Source organism: Halarcobacter ebronensis (genome assembly GCF_013201825.1).
In the GTDB taxonomy this organism is placed as follows: Bacteria; Campylobacterota; Campylobacteria; order Campylobacterales; family Arcobacteraceae; genus Halarcobacter; species Halarcobacter ebronensis.
The window spans coordinates 2814993-2831711 of sequence record NZ_CP053836.1 but is presented as its reverse complement, the minus strand read 5'-3'; the positions used below and the strand labels follow the sequence as shown (position 1 = coordinate 2831711).

At 34.9% G+C, this 16719-nt stretch carries 2 protein-coding genes and 1 pseudogene; all 3 read left to right on the top strand.

Going from position 1 to position 16719, the window contains the following annotated elements; all coding sequences use genetic code 11:
- The first annotated feature begins 13 nt into the window (after nucleotides 1–13).
- Nucleotides 14–9547 (top strand): immunoglobulin-like domain-containing protein, encoded by a 9534-nt coding sequence (locus AEBR_RS13835; protein ID WP_172658912.1) that lies wholly within the window; start codon nucleotides 14–16, stop codon nucleotides 9545–9547.
- Between the two features lie 77 nt (nucleotides 9548–9624).
- Nucleotides 9625–16653 (top strand): immunoglobulin-like domain-containing protein, encoded by a 7029-nt coding sequence (locus AEBR_RS15610; protein WP_420370947.1) that lies wholly within the window; start codon nucleotides 9625–9627, stop codon nucleotides 16651–16653.
- Nucleotides 16623–16718, top strand: a pseudogene (locus AEBR_RS15605) (immunoglobulin-like domain-containing protein); the annotation flags it as partial. The gene AEBR_RS15610 and the pseudogene AEBR_RS15605, both read left to right, overlap by 31 nt.
- Nucleotide 16719: the final 1 nt, after the last annotated feature.

Sequence of the window (16719 nt, the reverse complement as noted above, 5' to 3'; positions counted from 1 at the left end):
AAAAGGCACTATGATGAAACTAATAATTAGACACATAAATGGTGAAATAGAACAACTTGATGTAAGCAATAAAATGGAACTAAAGCCACTAGAAGGTGAGCAATTCTATTTTTTAGGAGCAAATAAGTATACTTTTTCTCTATCAGGAGGAGAAGAGAACATAAAGCTGTTTTTAATGGAAGATGGTCAGAAATTCGAAATTCTTCTTGATAATATGGCGGAGCTTATAAAAAACAATAAGCCAGATGATATTTTTGCTTTAAATACAGCCCTTGGAGTATCTTCTACTACTGATGGTGAAAAAGAGATTTTAGATGCAGTTAATAATCCTGATTTTCAAGGTGGAGAGATAATAAATGCTTTAAAAGAGTCTCTTAGTGTTAGTTCTTTAGCTGATATTGATGGTGCAATAATTGATAATTTTGGAAGTTTAGCTGAGCTTTTAGATGCTGCTGCTGCTGGGGATAATATAGCAAGTGATGGAAGTGTAAGTATAATCGAAGACAGTAATGATGTGCCAACTCCTGCTGGGGCAACCAATAGAGGAGAAAGAATAGAAGGCGATAGTGATACTGATGCCGACACAGATACAGATAGTGATACAGACACAGATACTGACACGGATACGGACACGGATACGGACACGGACACGGACAATGATGTCATTATTAGTTTATTAGGAGATAATGTAAATGAGGGAGAAGAAACAGCTACAATTACTGTAAGTGTAGATAATGCTCCACAAGGCACACCTTTAGTAATTACATTAAATCAAACTGATGAAAACAATAATCCAATTCAAGTTACGATTCCAGTGGGTGAGACTAGTATAACTATAGAAATACCAATTAATAATGATGAAGATGTGTGGAAAGATCCAAGTTCATTTGATGTTTCAATTGTAGAAACATCAGGAGGAGGATATGATAATGTTGATTCAACAAGTAATGCAACAGTAAATGTAAGTGATACAATAGATAAAACAACATTAACTTTAAATGATGTAAATGTAGATGAGGGAGCAGGAACAGCAACAATTGGAGCAACATTAGATCATACACCTCAAACAGAGTTAATAGTAACCCTTTCAAATGGAGCAACAGTAACGTTTGGAACAGATTATGTAGCAGGAACAGTAGTACAATCAACAGAGTTTAATATCCAAGGGGATGATGTATATAACGATGGTGAGAGTTATAATGTAAGTGTAACAAGTACAACTGGAGGTAACTTCGAAAGCTTAGATACAACAGATACCTCAAAAGTTACAGTAAGTGATACAATAGATAAAACAACATTAACTTTAAATGATGTAAATGTAGATGAGGGAGCAGGAACAGCAACAATTGGAGCAACATTAGATCATACACCTCAAACAGAGTTAATAGTAACCCTTTCAAATGGAGCAACAGTAACGTTTGGAACAGATTATGTAGCAGGAACAGTAGTACAATCAACAGAGTTTAATATCCAAGGGGATGATGTATATAACGATGGTGAGAGTTATAATGTAAGTGTAACAAGTACAACTGGAGGTAACTTCGAAAGCTTAGATACAACAGATACCTCAAAAGTTACAGTAAGTGATACAATAGATAAAACAACATTAACTTTAAATGATGTAAATGTAGATGAGGGAGCAGGAACAGCAACAATTGGAGCAACATTAGATCATACACCTCAAACAGAGTTAATAGTAACCCTTTCAAATGGAGCAACAGTAACGTTTGGAACAGATTATGTAGCAGGAACAGTAGTACAATCAACAGAGTTTAATATCCAAGGGGATGATGTATATAACGATGGTGAGAGTTATAATGTAAGTGTAACAAGTACAACTGGAGGTAACTTCGAAAGCTTAGATACAACAGATACCTCAAAAGTTACAGTAAGTGATACAATAGATAAAACAACATTAACTTTAAATGATGTAAATGTAGATGAGGGAGCAGGAACAGCAACAATTGGAGCAACATTAGATCATACACCTCAAACAGAGTTAATAGTAACCCTTTCAAATGGAGCAACAGTAACGTTTGGAACAGATTATGTAGCAGGAACAGTAGTACAATCAACAGAGTTTAATATCCAAGGGGATGATGTATATAACGATGGTGAGAGTTATAATGTAAGTGTAACAAGTACAACTGGAGGTAACTTCGAAAGCTTAGATACAACAGATACCTCAAAAGTTACAGTAAGTGATACAATAGATAAAACAACATTAACTTTAAATGATGTAAATGTAGATGAGGGAGCAGGAACAGCAACAATTGGAGCAACATTAGATCATACACCTCAAACAGAGTTAATAGTAACCCTTTCAAATGGAGCAACAGTAACGTTTGGAACAGATTATGTAGCAGGAACAGTAGTACAATCAACAGAGTTTAATATCCAAGGGGATGATGTATATAACGATGGTGAGAGTTATAATGTAAGTGTAACAAGTACAACTGGAGGTAACTTCGAAAGCTTAGATACAACAGATACCTCAAAAGTTACAGTAAGTGATACAATAGATAAAACAACATTAACTTTAAATGATGTAAATGTAGATGAGGGAGCAGGAACAGCAACAATTGGAGCAACATTAGATCATACACCTCAAACAGAGTTAATAGTAACCCTTTCAAATGGAGCAACAGTAACGTTTGGAACAGATTATGTAGCAGGAACAGTAGTACAATCAACAGAGTTTAATATCCAAGGGGATGATGTATATAACGATGGTGAGAGTTATAATGTAAGTGTAACAAGTACAACTGGAGGTAACTTCGAAAGCTTAGATACAACAGATACCTCAAAAGTTACAGTAAGTGATACAATAGATAAAACAACATTAACTTTAAATGATGTAAATGTAGATGAGGGAGCAGGAACAGCAACAATTGGAGCAACATTAGATCATACACCTCAAACAGAGTTAATAGTAACCCTTTCAAATGGAGCAACAGTAACGTTTGGAACAGATTATGTAGCAGGAACAGTAGTACAATCAACAGAGTTTAATATCCAAGGGGATGATGTATATAACGATGGTGAGAGTTATAATGTAAGTGTAACAAGTACAACTGGAGGTAACTTCGAAAGCTTAGATACAACAGATACCTCAAAAGTTACAGTAAGTGATACAATAGATAAAACAACATTAACTTTAAATGATGTAAATGTAGATGAGGGAGCAGGAACAGCAACAATTGGAGCAACATTAGATCATACACCTCAAACAGAGTTAATAGTAACCCTTTCAAATGGAGCAACAGTAACGTTTGGAACAGATTATGTAGCAGGAACAGTAGTACAATCAACAGAGTTTAATATCCAAGGGGATGATGTATATAACGATGGTGAGAGTTATAATGTAAGTGTAACAAGTACAACTGGAGGTAACTTCGAAAGCTTAGATACAACAGATACCTCAAAAGTTACAGTAAGTGATACAATAGATAAAACAACATTAACTTTAAATGATGTAAATGTAGATGAGGGAGCAGGAACAGCAACAATTGGAGCAACATTAGATCATACACCTCAAACAGAGTTAATAGTAACCCTTTCAAATGGAGCAACAGTAACGTTTGGAACAGATTATGTAGCAGGAACAGTAGTACAATCAACAGAGTTTAATATCCAAGGGGATGATGTATATAACGATGGTGAGAGTTATAATGTAAGTGTAACAAGTACAACTGGAGGTAACTTCGAAAGCTTAGATACAACAGATACCTCAAAAGTTACAGTAAGTGATACAATAGATAAAACAACATTAACTTTAAATGATGTAAATGTAGATGAGGGAGCAGGAACAGCAACAATTGGAGCAACATTAGATCATACACCTCAAACAGAGTTAATAGTAACCCTTTCAAATGGAGCAACAGTAACGTTTGGAACAGATTATGTAGCAGGAACAGTAGTACAATCAACAGAGTTTAATATCCAAGGGGATGATGTATATAACGATGGTGAGAGTTATAATGTAAGTGTAACAAGTACAACTGGAGGTAACTTCGAAAGCTTAGATACAACAGATACCTCAAAAGTTACAGTAAGTGATACAATAGATAAAACAACATTAACTTTAAATGATGTAAATGTAGATGAGGGAGCAGGAACAGCAACAATTGGAGCAACATTAGATCATACACCTCAAACAGAGTTAATAGTAACCCTTTCAAATGGAGCAACAGTAACGTTTGGAACAGATTATGTAGCAGGAACAGTAGTACAATCAACAGAGTTTAATATCCAAGGGGATGATGTATATAACGATGGTGAGAGTTATAATGTAAGTGTAACAAGTACAACTGGAGGTAACTTCGAAAGCTTAGATACAACAGATACCTCAAAAGTTACAGTAAGTGATACAATAGATAAAACAACATTAACTTTAAATGATGTAAATGTAGATGAGGGAGCAGGAACAGCAACAATTGGAGCAACATTAGATCATACACCTCAAACAGAGTTAATAGTAACCCTTTCAAATGGAGCAACAGTAACGTTTGGAACAGATTATGTAGCAGGAACAGTAGTACAATCAACAGAGTTTAATATCCAAGGGGATGATGTATATAACGATGGTGAGAGTTATAATGTAAGTGTAACAAGTACAACTGGAGGTAACTTCGAAAGCTTAGATACAACAGATACCTCAAAAGTTACAGTAAGTGATACAATAGATAAAACAACATTAACTTTAAATGATGTAAATGTAGATGAGGGAGCAGGAACAGCAACAATTGGAGCAACATTAGATCATACACCTCAAACAGAGTTAATAGTAACCCTTTCAAATGGAGCAACAGTAACGTTTGGAACAGATTATGTAGCAGGAACAGTAGTACAATCAACAGAGTTTAATATCCAAGGGGATGATGTATATAACGATGGTGAGAGTTATAATGTAAGTGTAACAAGTACAACTGGAGGTAACTTCGAAAGCTTAGATACAACAGATACCTCAAAAGTTACAGTAAGTGATACAATAGATAAAACAACATTAACTTTAAATGATGTAAATGTAGATGAGGGAGCAGGAACAGCAACAATTGGAGCAACATTAGATCATACACCTCAAACAGAGTTAATAGTAACCCTTTCAAATGGAGCAACAGTAACGTTTGGAACAGATTATGTAGCAGGAACAGTAGTACAATCAACAGAGTTTAATATCCAAGGGGATGATGTATATAACGATGGTGAGAGTTATAATGTAAGTGTAACAAGTACAACTGGAGGTAACTTCGAAAGCTTAGATACAACAGATACCTCAAAAGTTACAGTAAGTGATACAATAGATAAAACAACATTAACTTTAAATGATGTAAATGTAGATGAGGGAGCAGGAACAGCAACAATTGGAGCAACATTAGATCATACACCTCAAACAGAGTTAATAGTAACCCTTTCAAATGGAGCAACAGTAACGTTTGGAACAGATTATGTAGCAGGAACAGTAGTACAATCAACAGAGTTTAATATCCAAGGGGATGATGTATATAACGATGGTGAGAGTTATAATGTAAGTGTAACAAGTACAACTGGAGGTAACTTCGAAAGCTTAGATACAACAGATACCTCAAAAGTTACAGTAAGTGATACAATAGATAAAACAACATTAACTTTAAATGATGTAAATGTAGATGAGGGAGCAGGAACAGCAACAATTGGAGCAACATTAGATCATACACCTCAAACAGAGTTAATAGTAACCCTTTCAAATGGAGCAACAGTAACGTTTGGAACAGATTATGTAGCAGGAACAGTAGTACAATCAACAGAGTTTAATATCCAAGGGGATGATGTATATAACGATGGTGAGAGTTATAATGTAAGTGTAACAAGTACAACTGGAGGTAACTTCGAAAGCTTAGATACAACAGATACCTCAAAAGTTACAGTAAGTGATACAATAGATAAAACAACATTAACTTTAAATGATGTAAATGTAGATGAGGGAGCAGGAACAGCAACAATTGGAGCAACATTAGATCATACACCTCAAACAGAGTTAATAGTAACCCTTTCAAATGGAGCAACAGTAACGTTTGGAACAGATTATGTAGCAGGAACAGTAGTACAATCAACAGAGTTTAATATCCAAGGGGATGATGTATATAACGATGGTGAGAGTTATAATGTAAGTGTAACAAGTACAACTGGAGGTAACTTCGAAAGCTTAGATACAACAGATACCTCAAAAGTTACAGTAAGTGATACAATAGATAAAACAACATTAACTTTAAATGATGTAAATGTAGATGAGGGAGCAGGAACAGCAACAATTGGAGCAACATTAGATCATACACCTCAAACAGAGTTAATAGTAACCCTTTCAAATGGAGCAACAGTAACGTTTGGAACAGATTATGTAGCAGGAACAGTAGTACAATCAACAGAGTTTAATATCCAAGGGGATGATGTATATAACGATGGTGAGAGTTATAATGTAAGTGTAACAAGTACAACTGGAGGTAACTTCGAAAGCTTAGATACAACAGATACCTCAAAAGTTACAGTAAGTGATACAATAGATAAAACAACATTAACTTTAAATGATGTAAATGTAGATGAGGGAGCAGGAACAGCAACAATTGGAGCAACATTAGATCATACACCTCAAACAGAGTTAATAGTAACCCTTTCAAATGGAGCAACAGTAACGTTTGGAACAGATTATGTAGCAGGAACAGTAGTACAATCAACAGAGTTTAATATCCAAGGGGATGATGTATATAACGATGGTGAGAGTTATAATGTAAGTGTAACAAGTACAACTGGAGGTAACTTCGAAAGCTTAGATACAACAGATACCTCAAAAGTTACAGTAAGTGATACAATAGATAAAACAACATTAACTTTAAATGATGTAAATGTAGATGAGGGAGCAGGAACAGCAACAATTGGAGCAACATTAGATCATACACCTCAAACAGAGTTAATAGTAACCCTTTCAAATGGAGCAACAGTAACGTTTGGAACAGATTATGTAGCAGGAACAGTAGTACAATCAACAGAGTTTAATATCCAAGGGGATGATGTATATAACGATGGTGAGAGTTATAATGTAAGTGTAACAAGTACAACTGGAGGTAACTTCGAAAGCTTAGATACAACAGATACCTCAAAAGTTACAGTAAGTGATACAATAGATAAAACAACATTAACTTTAAATGATGTAAATGTAGATGAGGGAGCAGGAACAGCAACAATTGGAGCAACATTAGATCATACACCTCAAACAGAGTTAATAGTAACCCTTTCAAATGGAGCAACAGTAACGTTTGGAACAGATTATGTAGCAGGAACAGTAGTACAATCAACAGAGTTTAATATCCAAGGGGATGATGTATATAACGATGGTGAGAGTTATAATGTAAGTGTAACAAGTACAACTGGAGGTAACTTCGAAAGCTTAGATACAACAGATACCTCAAAAGTTACAGTAAGTGATACAATAGATAAAACAACATTAACTTTAAATGATGTAAATGTAGATGAGGGAGCAGGAACAGCAACAATTGGAGCAACATTAGATCATACACCTCAAACAGAGTTAATAGTAACCCTTTCAAATGGAGCAACAGTAACGTTTGGAACAGATTATGTAGCAGGAACAGTAGTACAATCAACAGAGTTTAATATCCAAGGGGATGATGTATATAACGATGGTGAGAGTTATAATGTAAGTGTAACAAGTACAACTGGAGGTAACTTCGAAAGCTTAGATACAACAGATACCTCAAAAGTTACAGTAAGTGATACAATAGATAAAACAACATTAACTTTAAATGATGTAAATGTAGATGAGGGAGCAGGAACAGCAACAATTGGAGCAACATTAGATCATACACCTCAAACAGAGTTAATAGTAACCCTTTCAAATGGAGCAACAGTAACGTTTGGAACAGATTATGTAGCAGGAACAGTAGTACAATCAACAGAGTTTAATATCCAAGGGGATGATGTATATAACGATGGTGAGAGTTATAATGTAAGTGTAACAAGTACAACTGGAGGTAACTTCGAAAGCTTAGATACAACAGATACCTCAAAAGTTACAGTAAGTGATACAATAGATAAAACAACATTAACTTTAAATGATGTAAATGTAGATGAGGGAGCAGGAACAGCAACAATTGGAGCAACATTAGATCATACACCTCAAACAGAGTTAATAGTAACCCTTTCAAATGGAGCAACAGTAACGTTTGGAACAGATTATGTAGCAGGAACAGTAGTACAATCAACAGAGTTTAATATCCAAGGGGATGATGTATATAACGATGGTGAGAGTTATAATGTAAGTGTAACAAGTACAACTGGAGGTAACTTCGAAAGCTTAGATACAACAGATACCTCAAAAGTTACAGTAAGTGATACAATAGATAAAACAACATTAACTTTAAATGATGTAAATGTAGATGAGGGAGCAGGAACAGCAACAATTGGAGCAACATTAGATCATACACCTCAAACAGAGTTAATAGTAACCCTTTCAAATGGAGCAACAGTAACGTTTGGAACAGATTATGTAGCAGGAACAGTAGTACAATCAACAGAGTTTAATATCCAAGGGGATGATGTATATAACGATGGTGAGAGTTATAATGTAAGTGTAACAAGTACAACTGGAGGTAACTTCGAAAGCTTAGATACAACAGATACCTCAAAAGTTACAGTAAGTGATACAATAGATAAAACAACATTAACTTTAAATGATGTAAATGTAGATGAGGGAGCAGGAACAGCAACAATTGGAGCAACATTAGATCATACACCTCAAACAGAGTTAATAGTAACCCTTTCAAATGGAGCAACAGTAACGTTTGGAACAGATTATGTAGCAGGAACAGTAGTACAATCAACAGAGTTTAATATCCAAGGGGATGATGTATATAACGATGGTGAGAGTTATAATGTAAGTGTAACAAGTACAACTGGAGGTAACTTCGAAAGCTTAGATACAACAGATACCTCAAAAGTTACAGTAAGTGATACAATAGATAAAACAACATTAACTTTAAATGATGTAAATGTAGATGAGGGAGCAGGAACAGCAACAATTGGAGCAACATTAGATCATACACCTCAAACAGAGTTAATAGTAACCCTTTCAAATGGAGCAACAGTAACGTTTGGAACAGATTATGTAGCAGGAACAGTAGTACAATCAACAGAGTTTAATATCCAAGGGGATGATGTATATAACGATGGTGAGAGTTATAATGTAAGTGTAACAAGTACAACTGGAGGTAACTTCGAAAGCTTAGATACAACAGATACCTCAAAAGTTACAGTAAGTGATACAATAGATAAAACAACATTAACTTTAAATGATGTAAATGTAGATGAGGGAGCAGGAACAGCAACAATTGGAGCAACATTAGATCATACACCTCAAACAGAGTTAATAGTAACCCTTTCAAATGGAGCAACAGTAACGTTTGGAACAGATTATGTAGCAGGAACAGTAGTACAATCAACAGAGTTTAATATCCAAGGGATGATGTATATAACGATGGTGAGAGTTATAATGTAAGTGTAACAAGTACAACTGGAGGTAACTTCGAAAGCTTAGATACAACAGATACCTCAAAAGTTACAGTAAGTGATACAATAGATAAAACAACATTAACTTTAAATGATGTAAATGTAGATGAGGGAGCAGGAACAGCAACAATTGGAGCAACATTAGATCATACACCTCAAACAGAGTTAATAGTAACCCTTTCAAATGGAGCAACAGTAACGTTTGGAACAGATTATGTAGCAGGAACAGTAGTACAATCAACAGAGTTTAATATCCAAGGGGATGATGTATATAACGATGGTGAGAGTTATAATGTAAGTGTAACAAGTACAACTGGAGGTAACTTCGAAAGCTTAGATACAACAGATACCTCAAAAGTTACAGTAAGTGATACAATAGATAAAACAACATTAACTTTAAATGATGTAAATGTAGATGAGGGAGCAGGAACAGCAACAATTGGAGCAACATTAGATCATACACCTCAAACAGAGTTAATAGTAACCCTTTCAAATGGAGCAACAGTAACGTTTGGAACAGATTATGTAGCAGGAACAGTAGTACAATCAACAGAGTTTAATATCCAAGGGGATGATGTATATAACGATGGTGAGAGTTATAATGTAAGTGTAACAAGTACAACTGGAGGTAACTTCGAAAGCTTAGATACAACAGATACCTCAAAAGTTACAGTAAGTGATACAATAGATAAAACAACATTAACTTTAAATGATGTAAATGTAGATGAGGGAGCAGGAACAGCAACAATTGGAGCAACATTAGATCATACACCTCAAACAGAGTTAATAGTAACCCTTTCAAATGGAGCAACAGTAACGTTTGGAACAGATTATGTAGCAGGAACAGTAGTACAATCAACAGAGTTTAATATCCAAGGGGATGATGTATATAACGATGGTGAGAGTTATAATGTAAGTGTAACAAGTACAACTGGAGGTAACTTCGAAAGCTTAGATACAACAGATACCTCAAAAGTTACAGTAAGTGATACAATAGATAAAACAACATTAACTTTAAATGATGTAAATGTAGATGAGGGAGCAGGAACAGCAACAATTGGAGCAACATTAGATCATACACCTCAAACAGAGTTAATAGTAACCCTTTCAAATGGAGCAACAGTAACGTTTGGAACAGATTATGTAGCAGGAACAGTAGTACAATCAACAGAGTTTAATATCCAAGGGGATGATGTATATAACGATGGTGAGAGTTATAATGTAAGTGTAACAAGTACAACTGGAGGTAACTTCGAAAGCTTAGATACAACAGATACCTCAAAAGTTACAGTAAGTGATACAATAGATAAAACAACATTAACTTTAAATGATGTAAATGTAGATGAGGGAGCAGGAACAGCAACAATTGGAGCAACATTAGATCATACACCTCAAACAGAGTTAATAGTAACCCTTTCAAATGGAGCAACAGTAACGTTTGGAACAGATTATGTAGCAGGAACAGTAGTACAATCAACAGAGTTTAATATCCAAGGGGATGATGTATATAACGATGGTGAGAGTTATAATGTAAGTGTAACAAGTACAACTGGAGGTAACTTCGAAAGCTTAGATACAACAGATACCTCAAAAGTTACAGTAAGTGATACAATAGATAAAACAACATTAACTTTAAATGATGTAAATGTAGATGAGGGAGCAGGAACAGCAACAATTGGAGCAACATTAGATCATACACCTCAAACAGAGTTAATAGTAACCCTTTCAAATGGAGCAACAGTAACGTTTGGAACAGATTATGTAGCAGGAACAGTAGTACAATCAACAGAGTTTAATATCCAAGGGGATGATGTATATAACGATGGTGAGAGTTATAATGTAAGTGTAACAAGTACAACTGGAGGTAACTTCGAAAGCTTAGATACAACAGATACCTCAAAAGTTACAGTAAGTGATACAATAGATAAAACAACATTAACTTTAAATGATGTAAATGTAGATGAGGGAGCAGGAACAGCAACAATTGGAGCAACATTAGATCATACACCTCAAACAGAGTTAATAGTAACCCTTTCAAATGGAGCAACAGTAACGTTTGGAACAGATTATGTAGCAGGAACAGTAGTACAATCAACAGAGTTTAATATCCAAGGGGATGATGTATATAACGATGGTGAGAGTTATAATGTAAGTGTAACAAGTACAACTGGAGGTAACTTCGAAAGCTTAGATACAACAGATACCTCAAAAGTTACAGTAAGTGATACAATAGATAAAACAACATTAACTTTAAATGATGTAAATGTAGATGAGGGAGCAGGAACAGCAACAATTGGAGCAACATTAGATCATACACCTCAAACAGAGTTAATAGTAACCCTTTCAAATGGAGCAACAGTAACGTTTGGAACAGATTATGTAGCAGGAACAGTAGTACAATCAACAGAGTTTAATATCCAAGGGGATGATGTATATAACGATGGTGAGAGTTATAATGTAAGTGTAACAAGTACAACTGGAGGTAACTTCGAAAGCTTAGATACAACAGATACCTCAAAAGTTACAGTAAGTGATACAATAGATAAAACAACATTAACTTTAAATGATGTAAATGTAGATGAGGGAGCAGGAACAGCAACAATTGGAGCAACATTAGATCATACACCTCAAACAGAGTTAATAGTAACCCTTTCAAATGGAGCAACAGTAACGTTTGGAACAGATTATGTAGCAGGAACAGTAGTACAATCAACAGAGTTTAATATCCAAGGGGATGATGTATATAACGATGGTGAGAGTTATAATGTAAGTGTAACAAGTACAACTGGAGGTAACTTCGAAAGCTTAGATACAACAGATACCTCAAAAGTTACAGTAAGTGATACAATAGATAAAACAACATTAACTTTAAATGATGTAAATGTAGATGAGGGAGCAGGAACAGCAACAATTGGAGCAACATTAGATCATACACCTCAAACAGAGTTAATAGTAACCCTTTCAAATGGAGCAACAGTAACGTTTGGAACAGATTATGTAGCAGGAACAGTAGTACAATCAACAGAGTTTAATATCCAAGGGGATGATGTATATAACGATGGTGAGAGTTATAATGTAAGTGTAACAAGTACAACTGGAGGTAACTTCGAAAGCTTAGATACAACAGATACCTCAAAAGTTACAGTAAGTGATACAATAGATAAAACAACATTAACTTTAAATGATGTAAATGTAGATGAGGGAGCAGGAACAGCAACAATTGGAGCAACATTAGATCATACACCTCAAACAGAGTTAATAGTAACCCTTTCAAATGGAGCAACAGTAACGTTTGGAACAGATTATGTAGCAGGAACAGTAGTACAATCAACAGAGTTTAATATCCAAGGGGATGATGTATATAACGATGGTGAGAGTTATAATGTAAGTGTAACAAGTACAACTGGAGGTAACTTCGAAAGCTTAGATACAACAGATACCTCAAAAGTTACAGTAAGTGATACAATAGATAAAACAACATTAACTTTAAATGATGTAAATGTAGATGAGGGAGCAGGAACAGCAACAATTGGAGCAACATTAGATCATACACCTCAAACAGAGTTAATAGTAACCCTTTCAAATGGAGCAACAGTAACGTTTGGAACAGATTATGTAGCAGGAACAGTAGTACAATCAACAGAGTTTAATATCCAAGGGGATGATGTATATAACGATGGTGAGAGTTATAATGTAAGTGTAACAAGTACAACTGGAGGTAACTTCGAAAGCTTAGATACAACAGATACCTCAAAAGTTACAGTAAGTGATACAATAGATAAAACAACATTAACTTTAAATGATGTAAATGTAGATGAGGGAGCAGGAACAGCAACAATTGGAGCAACATTAGATCATACACCTCAAACAGAGTTAATAGTAACCCTTTCAAATGGAGCAACAGTAACGTTTGGAACAGATTATGTAGCAGGAACAGTAGTACAATCAACAGAGTTTAATATCCAAGGGGATGATGTATATAACGATGGTGAGAGTTATAATGTAAGTGTAACAAGTACAACTGGAGGTAACTTCGAAAGCTTAGATACAACAGATACCTCAAAAGTTACAGTAAGTGATACAATAGATAAAACAACATTAACTTTAAATGATGTAAATGTAGATGAGGGAGCAGGAACAGCAACAATTGGAGCAACATTAGATCATACACCTCAAACAGAGTTAATAGTAACCCTTTCAAATGGAGCAACAGTAACGTTTGGAACAGATTATGTAGCAGGAACAGTAGTACAATCAACAGAGTTTAATATCCAAGGGGATGATGTATATAACGATGGTGAGAGTTATAATGTAAGTGTAACAAGTACAACTGGAGGTAACTTCGAAAGCTTAGATACAACAGATACCTCAAAAGTTACAGTAAGTGATACAATAGATAAAACAACATTAACTTTAAATGATGTAAATGTAGATGAGGGAGCAGGAACAGCAACAATTGGAGCAACATTAGATCATACACCTCAAACAGAGTTAATAGTAACCCTTTCAAATGGAGCAACAGTAACGTTTGGAACAGATTATGTAGCAGGAACAGTAGTACAATCAACAGAGTTTAATATCCAAGGGGATGATGTATATAACGATGGTGAGAGTTATAATGTAAGTGTAACAAGTACAACTGGAGGTAACTTCGAAAGCTTAGATACAACAGATACCTCAAAAGTTACAGTAAGTGATACAATAGATAAAACAACATTAACTTTAAATGATGTAAATGTAGATGAGGGAGCAGGAACAGCAACAATTGGAGCAACATTAGATCATACACCTCAAACAGAGTTAATAGTAACCCTTTCAAATGGAGCAACAGTAACGTTTGGAACAGATTATGTAGCAGGAACAGTAGTACAATCAACAGAGTTTAATATCCAAGGGGATGATGTATATAACGATGGTGAGAGTTATAATGTAAGTGTAACAAGTACAACTGGAGGTAACTTCGAAAGCTTAGATACAACAGATACCTCAAAAGTTACAGTAAGTGATACAATAGATAAAACAACATTAACTTTAAATGATGTAAATGTAGATGAGGGAGCAGGAACAGCAACAATTGGAGCAACATTAGATCATACACCTCAAACAGAGTTAATAGTAACCCTTTCAAATGGAGCAACAGTAACGTTTGGAACAGATTATGTAGCAGGAACAGTAGTACAATCAACAGAGTTTAATATCCAAGGGGATGATGTATATAACGATGGTGAGAGTTATAATGTAAGTGTAACAAGTACAACTGGAGGTAACTTCGAAAGCTTAGATACAACAGATACCTCAAAAGTTACAGTAAGTGATACAATAGATAAAACAACATTAACTTTAAATGATGTAAATGTAGATGAGGGAGCAGGAACAGCAACAATTGGAGCAACATTAGATCATACACCTCAAACAGAGTTAATAGTAACCCTTTCAAATGGAGCAACAGTAACGTTTGGAACAGATTATGTAGCAGGAACAGTAGTACAATCAACAGAGTTTAATATCCAAGGGGATGATGTATATAACGATGGTGAGAGTTATAATGTAAGTGTAACAAGTACAACTGGAGGTAACTTCGAAAGCTTAGATACAACAGATACCTCAAAAGTTACAGTAAGTGATACAATAGATAAAACAACATTAACTTTAAATGATGTAAATGTAGATGAGGGAGCAGGAACAGCAACAATTGGAGCAACATTAGATCATACACCTCAAACAGAGTTAATAGTAACCCTTTCAAATGGAGCAACAGTAACGTTTGGAACAGATTATGTAGCAGGAACAGTAGTACAATCAACAGAGTTTAATATCCAAGGGGATGATGTATATAACGATGGTGAGAGTTATAATGTAAGTGTAACAAGTACAACTGGAGGTAACTTCGAAAGCTTAGATACAACAGATACCTCAAAAGTTACAGTAAGTGATACAATAGATAAAACAACATTAACTTTAAATGATGTAAATGTAGATGAGGGAGCAGGAACAGCAACAATTGGAGCAACATTAGATCATACACCTCAAACAGAGTTAATAGTAACCCTTTCAAATGGAGCAACAGTAACGTTTGGAACAGATTATGTAGCAGGAACAGTAGTACAATCAACAGAGTTTAATATCCAAGGGGATGATGTATATAACGATGGTGAGAGTTATAATGTAAGTGTAACAAGTACAACTGGAGGTAACTTCGAAAGCTTAGATACAACAGATACCTCAAAAGTTACAGTAAGTGATACAATAGATAAAACAACATTAACTTTAAATGATGTAAATGTAGATGAGGGAGCAGGAACAGCAACAATTGGAGCAACATTAGATCATACACCTCAAACAGAGTTAATAGTAACCCTTTCAAATGGAGCAACAGTAACGTTTGGAACAGATTATGTAGCAGGAACAGTAGTACAATCAACAGAGTTTAATATCCAAGGGGATGATGTATATAACGATGGTGAGAGTTATAATGTAAGTGTAACAAGTACAACTGGAGGTAACTTCGAAAGCTTAGATACAACAGATACCTCAAAAGTTACAGTAAGTGATACAATAGATAAAACAACATTAACTTTAAATGATGTAAATGTAGATGAGGGAGCAGGAACAGCAACAATTGGAGCAACATTAGATCATACACCTCAAACAGAGTTAATAGTAACCCTTTCAAATGGAGCAACAGTAACGTTTGGAACAGATTATGTAGCAGGAACAGTAGTACAATCAACAGAGTTTAATATCCAAGGGGATGATGTATATAACGATGGTGAGAGTTATAATGTAAGTGTAACAAGTACAACTGGAGGTAACTTCGAAAGCTTAGATACAACAGATACCTCAAAAGTTACAGTAAGTGATACAATAGATAAAACAACATTAACTTTAAATGATGTAAATGTAGATGAGGGAGCAGGAACAGCAACAATTGGAGCAACATTAGATCATACACCTCAAACAGAGTTAATAGTAACCCTTTCAAATGGAGCAACAGTAACGTTTGGAACAGATTATGTAGCAGGAACAGTAGTACAATCAACAGAGTTTAATATCCAAGGGATGATGTATATAACGATGGTGAGAGTTATAATGTAAGTGTAACAAGTACAACTGGAGGTAACTTCGAAAGCTTAGATACAACAGATACCTCAAAAGTTACAG